Origin of the sequence: Streptomyces sp. ML-6 (assembly GCF_030116705.1) — a bacterium.
Taxonomy (GTDB): Bacteria; Actinomycetota; Actinomycetes; order Streptomycetales; family Streptomycetaceae; genus Streptomyces.
Window position 1 is genome coordinate 6,351,245 of record NZ_JAOTIK010000001.1, and the last position, 14,649, is coordinate 6,365,893.

At 68.4% G+C, this 14,649-nt stretch carries 11 protein-coding genes; 9 read left to right on the plus strand and 2 right to left on the minus strand.

The window, feature by feature from the left end:
* Window positions 1–22: 22 nt before the first annotated feature.
* Both OCT49_RS28045 and OCT49_RS28050 read right to left on the minus strand, forming a co-directional pair.
* Complete coding sequence (locus OCT49_RS28045; protein ID WP_283854573.1) at window positions 23–646, minus strand: RraA family protein; 624 nt, start codon at window positions 644–646, stop codon at window positions 23–25.
* A gap of 103 nt (window positions 647–749) precedes the next feature.
* Window positions 750–1,355: a hypothetical protein gene (locus tag OCT49_RS28050; protein WP_283854574.1), complete on the minus strand. Its 606-nt coding sequence runs from the start codon at window positions 1,353–1,355 to the stop codon at window positions 750–752.
* A gap of 342 nt (window positions 1,356–1,697) precedes the next feature.
* Between OCT49_RS28050 and acnA the strand changes: the two genes are divergently transcribed.
* The 9 genes from acnA (at window position 1,698) to OCT49_RS28095 (ending at window position 14,583) form a co-directional block, all read left to right on the plus strand.
* Complete coding sequence (acnA, locus tag OCT49_RS28055; protein ID WP_283854575.1) at window positions 1,698–4,415, plus strand: aconitate hydratase AcnA; 2,718 nt, start codon at window positions 1,698–1,700, stop codon at window positions 4,413–4,415.
* A gap of 307 nt (window positions 4,416–4,722) precedes the next feature.
* Window positions 4,723–5,376: a histidine phosphatase family protein gene (locus tag OCT49_RS28060; RefSeq protein ID WP_283854576.1), complete on the plus strand. Its 654-nt coding sequence runs from the start codon at window positions 4,723–4,725 to the stop codon at window positions 5,374–5,376.
* Between the two features lie 611 nt (window positions 5,377–5,987).
* Window positions 5,988–7,436 (plus strand): N-acetylglucosamine/diacetylchitobiose ABC transporter substrate-binding protein, encoded by a 1,449-nt coding sequence (ngcE, locus tag OCT49_RS28065; RefSeq protein WP_283854577.1) that lies wholly within the window; start codon window positions 5,988–5,990, stop codon window positions 7,434–7,436.
* A gap of 50 nt (window positions 7,437–7,486) precedes the next feature.
* On the plus strand, window positions 7,487–8,410 hold the full coding sequence (locus tag OCT49_RS28070) for a carbohydrate ABC transporter permease (RefSeq protein ID WP_283854578.1): 924 nt from the start codon (window positions 7,487–7,489) through the stop codon (window positions 8,408–8,410).
* 91 nt (window positions 8,411–8,501) lie between these two features.
* Window positions 8,502–9,419, plus strand: coding sequence for a carbohydrate ABC transporter permease (locus tag OCT49_RS28075; RefSeq protein ID WP_283854579.1), 918 nt, complete (start codon window positions 8,502–8,504; stop codon window positions 9,417–9,419).
* Between the two features lie 246 nt (window positions 9,420–9,665).
* Window positions 9,666–10,865, plus strand: coding sequence for an ROK family transcriptional regulator (locus tag OCT49_RS28080; RefSeq protein ID WP_283854580.1), 1,200 nt, complete (start codon window positions 9,666–9,668; stop codon window positions 10,863–10,865).
* A 122-nt stretch (window positions 10,866–10,987) separates the two neighbouring features.
* The gene (locus OCT49_RS28085; RefSeq protein ID WP_283854581.1) at window positions 10,988–12,085 is read left to right on the plus strand and encodes a substrate-binding domain-containing protein; all 1,098 of its coding nucleotides are present in this window, start codon (window positions 10,988–10,990) and stop codon (window positions 12,083–12,085) included.
* A gap of 339 nt (window positions 12,086–12,424) precedes the next feature.
* Window positions 12,425–13,219 (plus strand): ATP-binding cassette domain-containing protein, encoded by a 795-nt coding sequence (locus OCT49_RS28090; protein ID WP_283854582.1) that lies wholly within the window; start codon window positions 12,425–12,427, stop codon window positions 13,217–13,219.
* Window positions 13,216–14,583, plus strand: a complete 1,368-nt coding sequence (locus OCT49_RS28095) for a sugar ABC transporter permease (protein ID WP_502963426.1) — start codon at window positions 13,216–13,218, stop codon at window positions 14,581–14,583. Before OCT49_RS28090 ends, OCT49_RS28095 begins: the two co-directional genes overlap by 4 nt.
* The last annotated feature ends 66 nt before the right edge of the window (window positions 14,584–14,649 follow it).

The following is a 14,649-nucleotide window of genomic DNA, read 5'->3' on the forward strand; positions in this document are numbered from 1 at the left end:
GGGAGGGTGGGACTTCTTGTTGTCAGCCCTCGAAGCCGTTCGCGCGCAGGATGTCGTCGATGCGGGCGCGATGTGCCGCCTCCCACGCGTCGAGGGACTCGCCGGCCTCCTTGGCCGCCTTCTTCCGGGCATCGGTGAGCACCTGCTCCTGCCGGTCCCGGGGCGTGACCACGATGCCCTCCTCGTCGGCCACCACGATGTCACCGGCGTTCACCAGTACGCCGCCGCACCGCACGGGCCCGCCCAGCGGCTCGACGGCCTTCTTCGTGCCCGGGATGGGGATGACGCCCCTGGCGAAGACGGGGAAGTCCATCTCGCGCACCTCGGCGAGGTCGCGGATCACCCCGTCGGCCACGAACGCCGCGATGCCCCGGCGCCGGGCGACGGCGCAGACGTTCCCGCCGGCGAGGGCGTGGTCCACGTCGCCCGACTCGACGACGATGACGGAGCCGGGCTCCGCGCGATGGATGGCCGCGTGGAGCATGAGGTTGTCGCCCGGGGGGCACCGCACGGTGAACGCCGGTCCGGCTATGCGCGGCATCGGGGACCACAACGGACGGATGCCGATGTCCATGACCTGTGCGCGTCCCAGGAGGTCGGCGAGGGTGGTCGGCGAGATGTCCTTGAACCCACTGATGTCGTTCACGTTTCCGGTTTCTCCTTCGTCGATCGGTGGTTCGGTGGTTCGGGGGTTCGTGCCTGCGCGGAGGCGCGTTCCCGTGGGTAACGGGCTTTGGGCTGGCGGACGTTCAGCAGTGGAGCCCGAGGACGCCCCAGCCGCGCCGGTCGGCCTCGGCCATCACCTCGCCCCAGTCCTCCAACAGCAGGACGAACGCGTCGAAGTCCGCGATCCAGCTCCCCGGGGACGCGGCGTGCTCCGCGAACGGCTCTCGCAGCGTGTCGAGTTCGGGCGCGGCCCGTTCCCAGAGCCGCTTGATCCCCGGCACCTCGTCCGGCGCGGACCACATCAACGTCCGTACGTTCCAGGGGCATTCCGGCTCGGGTCCCTCCTCGCCGTCGCCGCCGTCCATGAACGGGAGGCCGCCCCAGAACAGCGCCGACAGGTAGTGGTCCAGGGCGGTGCGCAGACCGGGAGCGGCGTGGTCGCGGACGTCCTCCCACCGCTCGCCCGCCCAGAAGTGGGGCTTGTAGGAGCCGAGCGTGCCGTGGAAGTCGTATCGGCGGCACCAGTCGGCGTCCTCCTCCCTCGGCCGGGCCCATCCCACCGGAAGGGGGGAGTCCCGGGCGAGATCGTCGTCGTCGAAGATGTCCCAGAGGAGGGCGGACTGCTTGTCCGCCGGGACGGTTCCGAGCCGTTCCCAGTCCACGATCAGGACCTCGATGCATACTCCCATCGCACGGAGGCTAGCCCCCGCCGGCCCGGCGCACCGGCGATTATCTCCCGCCGGCTCCCGCGCCGGGGCCACCGGGTGACGAGGACCGGACCCGGTCCGTGACCCACATGGCCGCAGGCGGGCGCCGGGGGGCCCGGCCGGGCATGACCGCGCCACGGTGATGTACTAGAGTTATCTCGACATCGAGATATATGCCGAAGGCGCACGCGTCAGCCAGTTGGTAAGGGTTACCTAACCAAGCCTTACCTTAGCGGATGGCCGGGGCCATAGGCGGCACCACGCGGCGCCCGCCGTAAGGGAGGCGCGGCGCGGAGTACGCGCACATTGATGAAGGAGACTGTCGTGTCGGCGAACAGCTTCGACGCCCGCAGCACGCTGCGCGTGGGCGACGAGTCGTACGAGATCTTCAGGCTGGACAAGGTCGAGGGCTCCGCGCGCCTCCCCTACAGCCTGAAGGTGCTGCTGGAGAACCTGCTCCGCACCGAGGACGGCGCGAACATCACCGCCGACCACATCCGGGCCCTCGGCGGCTGGGACTCCCAGGCCCAGCCCAGCCAGGAGATCCAGTTCACGCCGGCCCGCGTGATCATGCAGGACTTCACCGGTGTGCCGTGCGTCGTGGACCTCGCCACCATGCGCGAGGCCGTCAAGGAGCTGGGCGGCGACCCGGCGAAGATCAACCCCCTCGCCCCGGCCGAGCTGGTCATCGACCACTCCGTCATCGCCGACAAGTTCGGCACCAACGACGCGTTCTCGCAGAACGTCGAGCTGGAGTACGGCCGCAACAAGGAGCGCTACCAGTTCCTGCGCTGGGGCCAGACCGCCTTCGACGAGTTCAAGGTCGTCCCCCCGGGCACCGGCATCGTCCACCAGGTCAACATCGAGCACCTGGCCCGCACGGTCATGGTCCGGGGCGGCCAGGCCTACCCCGACACCCTCGTCGGCACCGACTCGCACACCACCATGGTCAACGGCCTCGGTGTCCTGGGCTGGGGCGTCGGCGGCATCGAGGCCGAGGCCGCGATGCTCGGCCAGCCGGTCTCGATGCTCATCCCGCGCGTCGTCGGCTTCAAGCTGACCGGTGAGCTCCCGACCGGCACCACCGCCACCGACCTCGTGCTGACCATCACCGAGATGCTCCGCAAGCACGGTGTCGTCGGCAAGTTCGTCGAGTTCTACGGCGAGGGCGTCGCCGCCACCTCCCTCGCGAACCGCGCCACCATCGGCAACATGTCGCCGGAGTTCGGCTCCACCGCCGCGATCTTCCCGATCGACGACGAGACGCTGAAGTACCTGCGCCTGACCGGCCGTGACGAGCAGCAGGTCGCGCTCGTCGAGGCGTACGCCAAGGAGCAGGGCCTCTGGCTGGACCCGGCCGCCGAGCCGGACTTCTCCGAGAAGCTGGAGCTGGACCTCGCCACGGTCGTCCCCTCCATCGCCGGCCCGAAGCGCCCGCAGGACCGCATCGTCCTGGCCAACGCCGCCCAGCAGTTCGCGCAGGACGTGCGCAACTACGTGGACGAGGTCGACGAGGCGGGCAAGGAGTCCTTCCCGGCCTCCGACGCCCCGGCGGTCTCCCCCAACGGCGGCCCGTCCAACCCGGTCACCGTGACCGCCCCCGACGGTTCGACGTACGAGCTGGACCACGGCGCCGTCACCGTCGCCGCGATCACCTCCTGCACCAACACCTCGAACCCGTACGTCATGGTCGCCGCGGCGCTCGTGGCGAAGAAGGCGGTCGAGAAGGGCCTGACCCGCAAGCCGTGGGTCAAGACCACCCTCGCCCCGGGCTCCAAGGTCGTCACCGACTACTTCGACAAGGCGGGCCTGACCCCGTACCTCGACAAGGTCGGCTTCAACCTCGTCGGCTACGGCTGCACCACCTGCATCGGCAACTCCGGCCCGCTGCCGGAGGAGGTCTCCAAGGCGGTCAACGAGCACGACCTGGCCGTGACCTCGGTGCTCTCCGGCAACCGCAACTTCGAGGGCCGGATCAACCCCGACGTCAAGATGAACTACCTGGCGTCCCCGCCGCTGGTCGTCGCGTACGCCATCGCCGGTTCGATGAAGGTCGACATCACCAAGGACGCCCTCGGCGTCGACCAGGACGGCAAGCCCGTCCACCTCGCGGACATCTGGCCGACCGAGGCCGAGGTCAACGACGTCGTGGCGAACGCCATCGGCGAGGACATGTTCAACAAGTCCTACCAGGACGTCTTCGCGGGCGACGCCCAGTGGCAGGCGCTGCCGATCCCGACCGGCAACACCTTCGAGTGGGACTCCGAGTCCACCTACGTGCGCAAGCCCCCGTACTTCGAGGGCATGACCATGGAGACGACCCCGGTCGAGGACATCGCCGGCGCCCGTGTCCTGGCCAAGCTCGGCGACTCGGTCACCACCGACCACATCTCCCCGGCCGGTGCCATCAAGGCCGACACCCCGGCCGGCAAGTACCTCACGGAGCACGGCATCGAGCGTCGTGACTTCAACTCCTACGGCTCACGCCGTGGCAACCACGAGGTCATGATCCGCGGCACCTTCGCCAACATCCGCCTGCGCAACCAGATCGCGCCGGGCACCGAGGGCGGCTTCACCCGCGACTTCACCCAGGACGGCGGGCCGGTGTCGTTCATCTACGACGCCTCGCAGAACTACCAGGCCGCGGGCACCCCGCTGGTGATCCTGGCGGGCAAGGAGTACGGCTCCGGCTCGTCCCGCGACTGGGCCGCCAAGGGCACCGCGCTCCTCGGCGTCAAGGCCGTCATCGCCGAGTCCTACGAGCGCATCCACCGCTCGAACCTCATCGGCATGGGCGTCCTCCCGCTCCAGTTCCCGGAGGGGCAGACGGCCGAGTCCCTCGGCCTGACCGGTGAGGAGACCTTCTCCATCACCGGTGTGACCGAGCTGAACGACGGCACCACGCCGCGCACCGTCAAGGTCACCACCGACACCGGTGTGGAGTTCGACGGCGTCGTCCGCATCGACACCCCCGGTGAGGCGGACTACTACCGCAACGGCGGCATCCTGCAGTACGTGCTCCGCAGCCTGATCCGCAAGTAGCCGATCCGGCAGGAGACAACGGGCCGCCCCCCTTCGCAGGACGAAGGGGGGCGGCCCTTTCCCGTGCCTGCCCCCCGGACCCGGACGGCCCGTCACCGCTCGTACGCCCGAGGGCGAGCCGCACCCGCCTTCGGCCCGGCGGGAATGCGATCGTGGGCCTGCGGGTTCTCGCAGCGACAGCGACAGCGACAGCGACAGCGACAGCGACAGCGACAGCGACAGCGACAGCGACAAAGACCAAAGACAGCGACAGCGACAGCGGTACGGAAACAGCGGTACGGCAACAGAAGGAAAGAGCGGAAACATCATGGGCGAGCTGATCCTGATCCGGCACGGCGAGACGGAGTGGTCGCGGTCCGGACAGCACACGAGTCACACCGATCTGCCCCTGACCCCCCTCGGCGAACGCCAGGCCCACGCCCTGGCACCCCTGCTCGCCGACCGGCCGATCACACTCACCCTGGTCAGCCCCGCGGTACGCGCCCGGCGCACCGCGGAACTCGCCGGGCTCGCCGCTCCCCGCATCACGCCGGAACTGCGCGAGTGGGACTACGGCGGCTACGAGGGGCTCACCACCGACGAGATCCACCGCACCCGCCCCGGCTGGAACCTGTGGACCGACGGGGTCGCCCCCGGCCCCGAGGCGCACCCCGGGGAGACGCCCGCCGAGGTCGGGGCCCGCGCCGACCGGGTGCTGGCCGAGGTCATGAGGGCCGCGGCCCGGGACGAGAGCGAGGACGTCGCGCTCGTCGCCCACTCCCACTTCCTGCGGGTGCTCACCGCCCGCTACCTCGGACTGACCCCGGCCGATGGCACGTTGTTCCAGCTCGCCACGGGAGCCGTCTCGCGGCTGGGCACCGAACACGGCCAGCCGGTGATCACGGCGTGGAACGTGACCCTGCCCGAGAGCCTGTTCTCCCGGGCCGTCCCGGAGAGCCCGGAGCAGGACCGGGCCCTATGAGCGTACCGGCGCCCGGGCCCGGTGGACGGAGCGGCACCGGGCCCTGTGAGTGGGCCGGCGGTCGACGTGCTGTGAACGGGCCGACGGCGGGCGTTCTGTGAACGGGCCGCATGCCGCGCCCTGCCTCCCCGGGGCACATACAGGGAAAACGTTGTCAATAGGTACGCAAGGTTCAGTAGGGAGTCAAGTGCCATGGTGTGTCAAGGGAGTTGGGAGGTAATGGCTGACAGTATCGACCGTAATGCGGAAAACGTTACAGCCGGATCAGGAGGTGGGGGTTCCGGATATCCGCGAGGTCTCAACTCGGGAAAGACTGCTGTTCAACCTTGTGTTCGATCTTGCTCAGTTGACCGTGAGTGGACTATACCTGTCGGCGTCCGCACCGATGTTTCATCGGTGCGGACGAGGGGGACGCGGGGGGAACGGACGGGAGTGGTGCGAAAAATGCACCCGATGTCCGGCTTTCTCCACCCCTGATGCACGTGGATAGCTTTGAACTCAGCACTACCCAAGCGCAACTGACCGCGGTGGCGGGGCCCTTCGCCTGAGGCGAATTTCGACGGGCGACCGGTACACACCGCCTGAGTCCTGGAGAAGGCGAGGACTTGAGCATGGGATCCACCTCCGCCCACAAGAATGAGGGCCCCGGCCGTCGCGATGTGATCAAGCGATCTGCCGCACTCGGCCTGATCAGCGTTCCGGCGATGGGCTTCCTGTCGGCGTGCGCGAGCAGCGACGGCGGCAGCGACAAGAAGGTCGAGAAGGGCAAGGTCACCAAGGACAACCCGCTCGGCGTCAACGAGACGGCCCCGCTCGAAGTCGTCATCTTCAACGGCGGCTTCGGCGAGCAGTACGCGATCGACGCGGAGAAGAAGTACAACGAGGCGTTCCCGAAGGCCCCGAAGGTCAAGCACGCCGCGACCCAGAAGATCCAGTCGCAGCTGCAGCCGCGCTTCAACGGGGGCACCCCGCCGGACCTGATCGACAACTCCGGTGCCGAGCAGATGGACATGGGTGTCCTGGTCGGCAAGAAGCAGCTGATGGACCTGACGCCGCTGATGGACGCCCCCTCCATCGACGACCCGAGCAAGAAGGTCCGCGACACGCTGCGCCCCGGCGTCCTGGAGATGGGCCAGTTCGACGGCGACCCGGTCTGGATCATGTACTACGCGTACACGGTCTACGGCGTCTGGTACTCGCAGACCGCGCTCGAGAAGCTCGACGCGGAGTACCCGGAGACCTGGGACGACATGCTCGCCCTCTGCAAGAAGGCGAAGAAGCAGGGCATCGCCGGCTGGACGTACCCCGGCAAGTACCCCTACTACCTGCCGTTCTCGCTCTACCCGTTCATCGCCAAGATCGGCGGCCGGGAGGTTCTCGACAAGATCGACAACCTGGAGCCGAACGCCTGGAAGGACCCCGCGGTCAAGACGGCGTTCGAGGCGTACTACGAGCTGTACAAGAAGGGGTACATCCTCGACGGCACGCCCGCCCTCACCCACATCCAGTCGCAGACCGAGTGGACCAAGGGCAAGGCGCTCTTCATCCCCAACGGCTCGTGGGTGGAGAACGAGGCCGCGGCGACCACGCCCGACGACTTCAAAATGATGGTCGCGGCCCCGTCCGGCCTGGACTCGTCCGACAAGATGCCGTTCGGCACCATCTGGGCATCCGGCGGTGAGCCCTTCATCGTCCCGGCCAAGGCGAACAACCCCGAGGGCGGCATGGAGCAGCTGCGCATCATGCTCTCCGAGGAGTCCTCGAAGAACTTCACCAAGCAGGTCAAGTCGCTCAGTGCCTTCAACGGCGGCACCGACGGCCTGACCCTGTCGACCGCGCTGCAGTCCGGCGTCGACGCGCTGAAGAAGGCCGGCGACAACGTGGTGAACCCGCGCATGCAGGACTGGTACGTGAAGCTCCAGAAGGAGCAGATCGGCACCGCGGGCATCGGCGAGATGATGGCCGGCCGCCTGACCCCCGCCGAGGCCATCAAGAAGATCCAGGCCTTCGCCGACGCGGCGGCCAAGGACCAGTCCATCAAGCACTACAAGCACCAGTGAGCAACCGTCACCAGCGGCGGCACCCGCGGAAAGATCGGGGTCGGTAAACGATGCAGCACGGCAGGTACCGTTTCATCGTGGGGTTCTTGGTGGCCCCACTGGCGTTGTACGCGGTCTTCGTCATCTGGCCGTTCATCCAGTCCATCTACTACTCGTTCACGGACTGGACGGGTCTGAGTCCGGACTTCAAGATGGTCGGGTTCGACAACTACACGAGGATGTTCAAGGACGACATCTTCTGGAAGTCGCTGCAGCACAGTGTGCTGCTCGTGCTGCTGCTGCCGCTGGTGACGTTGGGTCTGGCGCTGTTCTTCGCCTTCATGCTCAATGTCGGGGGCCGACGGCGGAAGAACGCCACGGTCTCCGGTGTGCGCGGGTCGGGTTTCTACAAGATCGCCTACTTCTTCCCGCAGGTGCTCTCGATCGTCATCGTCGCCCTGCTCTTCCAGTTCGCGTTCAATCCGCGCGGCGGGATGATCAACTCGACGCTGGAGGGAATCGGTCTGGATTCCTTCCAGCCCGAATGGCTCGGCGATCCGAACCTGGCGCTCATCTGCGTCATGACGGTACTGGTCTGGTCGACGGTCGGATTCTTCGTCGTCCTCTTCTCGGCCGGAATGGCGTCCATCCCCAAGGACTTCTACGAGGCGGCGCTCCTCGACGGGGCCAACCGGTTCACCACGTTCTTCAAGATCACGCTGCCGCTGCTCTGGGACACGGTGCAGTCGGGCTGGGTGTACATGGGCATCCTGGCCCTCGGCGTGGAGGCGTTCACCGCCGTACAGGTCATGACCGTGGGCCCCGGCGGCCCCGACTACTCGACCACGGTCCTGCCGCTGTACGTCTACCAGACGGCCTTCCGCGACGGGCAGGCCGGCTACGCGACGACGATCGGTGTCGGACTGCTGATCGTCACCATGCTCTTCGCCGCCGTCGTGATGCGACTGGGCCGGCGCGAACGGCTGGAGTTCTGATGCCGCGAATGAGGGGCGACGGCCCCCGGACCCCCAGCAGGTACCACAGGTCGGCCTCCGTCTCCGGCTCGACAGTACGAGGTGAGTACACGTGAAGACGACTGACACCCCGCCCGCGCCCCCGGCGGCGGGCCCGGCCCCCGCGGCCAAGCGCCCCGCCCCGGCCGTCGAGGAGAAGAGCAGCGAGGGCAAGGTCCTCAACGTCTTCTCGCACGGTGTGCTGATCATCTGGGCGATCCTGGTCGTCATGCCGCTGCTCTGGGCGGTGATGTCGTCGTTCAAGACGGACGACTCGATCCTGTCGACGCCGTGGGAGCTGCCCGACAAGCTGCACTTCGAGAACTGGTCGCGCGCCTGGAACCAGGCGCACATGAGCGACTACTTCTTCAACACGATCGTGGTGGTGGGCGGCTCGCTCGTCGGTACGCTGCTGCTGGGGTCGATGGCGGCCTACGTGCTGGCGCGGTTCGACTTCCCGGGCAACCGCTTCCTGTACTTCCTGTTCATCGGCGGGATGAGCTTCCCGATCATTCTGGCGCTGGTCCCGCTGTTCTTCGTGATGAACAACATGTCCCTGCTGAACACGCAGCACGGACTGATCCTGGTGTACATCGCGTACTCGTTGCCGTTCACCGTCTTCTTCCTCACCTCGTTCTTCCGGACGCTGCCGACCTCGGTGGCGGAGGCGGCGATGCTCGACGGGGCCTCGCACACCCGGACGTTCTTCCAGGTGATGCTGCCCATGGCGAAGCCCGGCCTGATCAGCGTCGGCATCTTCAACTTCCTCGGGCAGTGGAACCAGTACATGCTGCCGACGGTGCTCAACACCGACCCGAACCAGCGGGTGCTCTCCCAGGGGCTGGTCGAACTGGCCAACAGCCAGGGGTACAAGGGTGACTGGTCGGGTCTGTTCGCCGGTCTGGTGATGGCGATGCTGCCGGTCCTCGGGGCCTACATCGTCTTCCAGCGCCAGGTCGTCGCGGGACTCACCGCGGGCGCCGTGAAGTAACGGTCCGCCCCTCGGCCCCCGCTCCCTCGCCCGTACGCACCCTCCATACGCACCACCCGTACGAACCGCCCGCCGGCTTCCCGCCGGCGGGCGGTTCGCGTTCGCGTGCGCGGGCGGCGGGTGGCCGCCCGGGGGCGGACGGGGCGCTCATCCGGGGCTTCGATCGCTCAAGGTCTTGACGGGGACCGCCTCAAAACGCTCAGCTTGGAGTTCACATGTTGGAGAGAACGCTAGGAGTGAGAGTCAATGGAGACTCCGGGGTCGCAGACGTCGCTGCATCGCGCCAACCTGGAGCGGGTCGTGCGGGCGGTGCGCATGGCGGGTTCGCTCACCCAGGCCGAGATCGCCCGGAGCACCGGCTTGTCGGCGGCCACCGTCTCCAACATCGTTCGTGAACTGAAGGAAGGCGGCACGGTCGAGGTGACCCCCACCTCGGCGGGCGGCCGCCGGGCCCGCAGCGTCTCGCTCAGCGGCGATGCGGGCGTCGTGATCGGCGTCGACTTCGGGCACACGCACCTGCGGGTGGCGGTCGGCAACCTCGCCCACCAGGTACTGGCAGAGGAGGCCGAGCCGCTGGACGTGGACGCCTCGTCCGCGCAGGGGTTCGGGCGGGCGGAACGACTCGTGAAGCGGCTGATCGAAACGACCGGGATCAGCCGGGACAAGGTGATCGGGGTGGGCCTCGGCGTTCCCGGCCCGATCGACGTGGAGTCCGGCACGCTGGGCTCCACGTCGATCCTGCCGGGCTGGACGGGCATCAACCCCGGCAAGGAGCTCGCGGGCCGGCTCGGCGTGCCGGTGCACGTCGACAACGACGCCAACCTCGGGGCGCTCGGCGAGCTGGTCTGGGGGAGCGGCCGCGGCGTCAAGGACCTCGCCTACATCAAGGTCGCCGACGGCGTCGGCGCCGGCCTGGTGATCGACGGACGGATCTACCGGGGACCGGGCGGCACGGCCGGCGAGATCGGGCACATCACGCTCGACGAGTCGGGGCCGGTGTGCCGCTGCGGGAACCGGGGGTGCCTGGAGACCTTCGCGGCGGCCCGGTACGTCCTGCCGCTGCTCACGCCCGGCCACGGCCCCGATCTCACCATGGAGCGGGTGGTCCAGCTGGCCCGCGGGGGCGACCCGGGCTGCCGCCGGGTGATCGGGGACGTCGGGCGGCACATCGGCAGCGGGGTGGCCAGCCTCTGCAACCTGCTCAACCCCAGCCGGGTGGTCCTCGGGGGCTCGCTCGCCGAGGCGGGCGAGCTGGTGCTCGCGCCGATCCGCGACTCGGTCTCCCGGTACGCCATTCCCAGCGCGGCCCGTCAACTGTCGGTGCTGCCGGGCGCGTTGGGCGGCCGGGCCGAGGTGCTGGGCGCACTGGCCCTGGTGCTCAGCGAGATGGGGGATTCACCCCTTTTGGAGAGCGCCCTGTCGGCGGGCGCTCCTGCCTTCACTTAGATAATGAATGGCACCGTTGTCATCTCGTTAAGGATTTACTCCTTGACGCTGACGTGACAGCCGAGTTGACTGCCAGCCACCTCGGCCGCAACGTTGCGGCCTCGTCAGGGAGGCAACCCGTAATGAACGCAACGACGCGACGCCTGGTCATGGGAACGGCTGCGATCTCGATGGCCCTCTCCCTCACCGCCTGCGGCAAGGCGGGTGACGACAAGGACTCCGGCAGCGGTGGCGACGGCAGGACCATCGGTCTGCTCCTGCCGGAGAACAAGACCACGCGTTACGAGACGTTCGACCGCCCGATCATCGAGGACAAGATCAAGTCGCTGTGCGGCGACTGCGAGATCAAGTACAACAACGCCGCGCAGGACACCGAGACCCAGAAGAAGCAGTTCGACGCGCTCGTCACGCAGGGTGTGAAGGTCATCATCCTGGACACCGTCGACTACAAGGCCGCCAAGTCCTGGGTCCAGCAGGCCGCGAAGAAGGACGTCAAGGTCGTCGCGTACGACCGTCTCGCCGAGGGCCCGATCTCCGCCTACGTGTCGTACGACAACGAGAAGATCGGTCAACTCCAGGGCGAGGCGCTGGTGAAGGCGCTGGGCGCCAAGGCCGAGGACAGCAATGTCGTCATGATCAACGGTTCGCCGACCGACCCCAACGCCCCCTTCTTCAAGAAGGGCGCGCACAGCGTCCTCGACAAGCAGGTCAAGAAGGTCGTCTACGAGCAGGACATCCCGGACTGGTCGGCGGACGAGGCCAACAAGAAGATGGGCGCGGCCATCGACTCCCTGGGCAAGGACGGCTTCCAGGCCGTCTACTCGGCCAACGACGGCATGGCCGGCGGCATCATCACCGCCCTGAAGAAGCAGGCCGTGAAGGTCCCGGTCGGCGGCCAGGACTCCGAACTCGCCGGTCTGCAGCGCATCATCGCGGGCGAGCAGGCCTTCTCGATCTACAAGCAGATCAAGCCGGAGGCCGAGACCACCGCCGAGATCGCCGTCAGGCTCCTCAAGGGCGAGAAGATCGACGACCTGGCCCCGGTCGAGGTCGACAGCCTCTCCGGCGAGTTCAAGGGCATCCCCTCGAAGCTGTACGACGCCTCGGTGGTGACCAAGGAGAACATCGCCTCCACGATCATCGCGGACAAGGTGTACAAGGTCGAGGAGATCTGCACCGCCCAGTACAAGGCGGCCTGCGACGCCGCCGGCATCAAGTAACACCCGCCGGCAAGCGTTCCCCGGTCCGGTCCGGCACCCGCCCCGTCACATGCCCCGCAGCAGGGGCGGGCGCCGGACTTCCCACCGGTTCCGGTCACCCGCGTGCGGCCCTCCTCCGGGGCGCACCACGGGCCCGGCCGGGCGGGGCCTCCCCACCGGGTCCGGCCCTCGGCGCGTGGTCGTCCCCCGGCGACGACGTTCCGAGGCGGACCCTTCCGGAGCCCGTCCGGAGTCCTTCCGGCCCCGTGCCCGAAGACCTCCCGGCCGCCCCCGCGGTCCGGTGACCGGCACCGTCCCCTCGAACTCAGCACCGTTCCCGCCGGTCAGGCGGTGAAGGAGATGATTCACGTGTCCGCTGCGCCCGTGCTGGCGTTGCGCGGAATCTCCAAGCGGTTCGGCGCCGTCCAGGCGCTCACCGATGTGGACCTGGAGATTCGTGCCGGCGAAGTGGTCGCCCTGGTCGGCGACAACGGCGCCGGCAAGTCGACCCTCGTCAAGACCATTTCGGGGGTCCACCCGATCGACGAAGGCGCCATCGAGTGGAAGGGCGGGACGGTCCGGATCAACCGGCCCCACGACGCCCAGGAGCTCGGAGTCGCCACCGTCTACCAGGACTTGGCCCTCTGCGACAACCTCGACGTGGTCGCCAACCTCTTCCTCGGCCGCGAACTGCGCAGGGCCTCGGTCCTCGACGAGATCGCGATGGAGAAGCGCGCCAAGGAACTGCTGGACACCCTGTCCATCCGGATCCCCAGCGTCCGTATCCCGGTCGCCTCGCTCTCCGGCGGTCAGCGCCAGGTCGTGGCCATTGCCCGCGCCCTGATCGGTGATCCCGAGGTCGTCATCCTCGACGAGCCGACCGCCGCCCTCGGCGTCGAGCAGACCGCCCAGGTCCTCGACCTCGTCGAGCGACTGCGCGAGCGCGGTCACGGCGTCATCCTCATCAGCCACAACATGGCCGACGTGCGCGCGGTCGCCGACAAGGTGGCGGTGCTGCGGCTGGGCCGCAACAACGGAGTCTTCGACGTGGCGACCACGTCCCACGAGGAGATCATCTCCGCGATCACCGGCGCCACGGACAACGCCGTCACGCGCCGCCAGGCACGCACCGCCACGAAGGAGGGAGCGAAGTGAGCGACCTCGCCAAGACCCCCGGGACCTCTGCCGGGACTCCCGAGACCTCCGGGACTTCTGCCAAGACCCCCGGGGCCTCTGCCGAAACTCCCCAAGTCTCCACCGGGAAGACCGCCGAGGCCCCGGCGGCCCCCCTTCCCGCGGTGGACCCGCGCCTGCTGGTCCGCGAGGAGGGACTCAAGGGCTACTGGTCCGAGTTCACCCGCAAGGTGCGCGGCGGCGAACTCGGCTCCCTGCCGGTCCTCGTCGGACTGATCGTCATCGCGATCGTCTTCCAGCTCCAGAACAGCAACTTCCTCTCCGCCAGTTCCGTCGCCAACATCGCCGTCTACAGCTCCGGCCTCGGCATCATGGCGGTCGGCATCGTCTTCGTGCTGCTGCTCGGCGAGATCGACCTGTCCGTCGGCTCGCTCGCCGGCGTCGGCGCGGCCGTCTGCGTCGTGCTCAACGTGCGCCACGGCTGGAACGACTGGGCGGCGGTGCTCGCCGCGGTGTTCTGCGGCATGGTGATCGGCGCACTGCACGGCTTCTTTTTCGCCAAGATCGGGATGCCGGCCTTCGTCGTCACCCTGGCCGGCTTCCTCGGCTGGAGCGGTCTGCAGGAGTGGGTGATCGGTGGTGAGGGCTCGATCAACACGCCGTCCGGTGGCATCGTCGAGAACCTCACCAACTACTTCTTCGAGGACAAGGCTGTCGCGTACGGTGTTGCCCTGGTCGCCGTCCTCGCGTACGCCTTCTCGCTCCTGGTGGACAGCCGGCGCCGCGGGGCCGCGGGCCTGCCGGCCCGTCCGACCAGCGAGATCCTGCTCCGTACGGGCGTCATCGCCGTCCTGTGCTTCGCCGTCGCGTACGTGCTGAACGAGCCCTCCGGCGCCCGCGGAATGCCGCTGGCCCTGGTGCTCTTCCTCGCCGTGCTGGTCCTCGCGGACTTCGTGGCCCGCCGGACCGCCTTCGGCCGCCAGGTCTTCGCGGTGGGCGGCAACCCGGAGGCGGCCCGCCGCGCCGGCATCGGCGTCGACCGCATCCGGATCACCGTCTTCGCGCTCTCCGGCATGCTGGGCGCCTTCGGCGGCCTCTTCATCGCCAGCCTCTCCGGCGGCGCCACCAAGGGCCTCGGCGGCGGCAACACGCTGATGCTGGTCATCGCGGCGACCGTCATCGGCGGCACCAGCCTCTTCGGCGGCCGGGGCAAGGTCTGGTCCGCGCTGCTCGGCATGATCGTGATCCAGTCGATCCAGCAGGGCCTGAACATGATCGGTATGGCCAACGCCATCCAGTACATGATCACGGGCGCCGTCCTGCTGGCCGCCGTGGTCATCGACTCGGTCTCGCGCCGCACCCAGAAGACGGCGGGCCGCGCGTAACGCAACGATGAGGACAGCGGGCGGCGCGTAACGCCATGACGAGGCCCGCCCGGCCCGGTGCCCGGC

Bases quoted from the DNA above. Each gene is read 5' to 3' on its own strand.
- OCT49_RS28050 (WP_283854574.1), bottom strand. From the start codon at position 1,355: ATGGGAGTATGCATCGAGGTCCTGATCGTGGACTGGGAACGGCTCGGA.
- OCT49_RS28060 (WP_283854576.1), top strand. From the start codon at position 4,723: ATGGGCGAGCTGATCCTGATCCGGCACGGCGAGACGGAGTGGTCGCGG.
- ngcE (WP_283854577.1), top strand. From the start codon at position 5,988: ATGGGATCCACCTCCGCCCACAAGAATGAGGGCCCCGGCCGTCGCGAT.
- OCT49_RS28070 (WP_283854578.1), top strand. From the start codon at position 7,487: ATGCAGCACGGCAGGTACCGTTTCATCGTGGGGTTCTTGGTGGCCCCA.
- OCT49_RS28080 (WP_283854580.1), top strand. From the start codon at position 9,666: ATGGAGACTCCGGGGTCGCAGACGTCGCTGCATCGCGCCAACCTGGAG.
- OCT49_RS28085 (WP_283854581.1), top strand. From the start codon at position 10,988: ATGAACGCAACGACGCGACGCCTGGTCATGGGAACGGCTGCGATCTCG.
- OCT49_RS28090 (WP_283854582.1), top strand. From the start codon at position 12,425: ATGATTCACGTGTCCGCTGCGCCCGTGCTGGCGTTGCGCGGAATCTCC.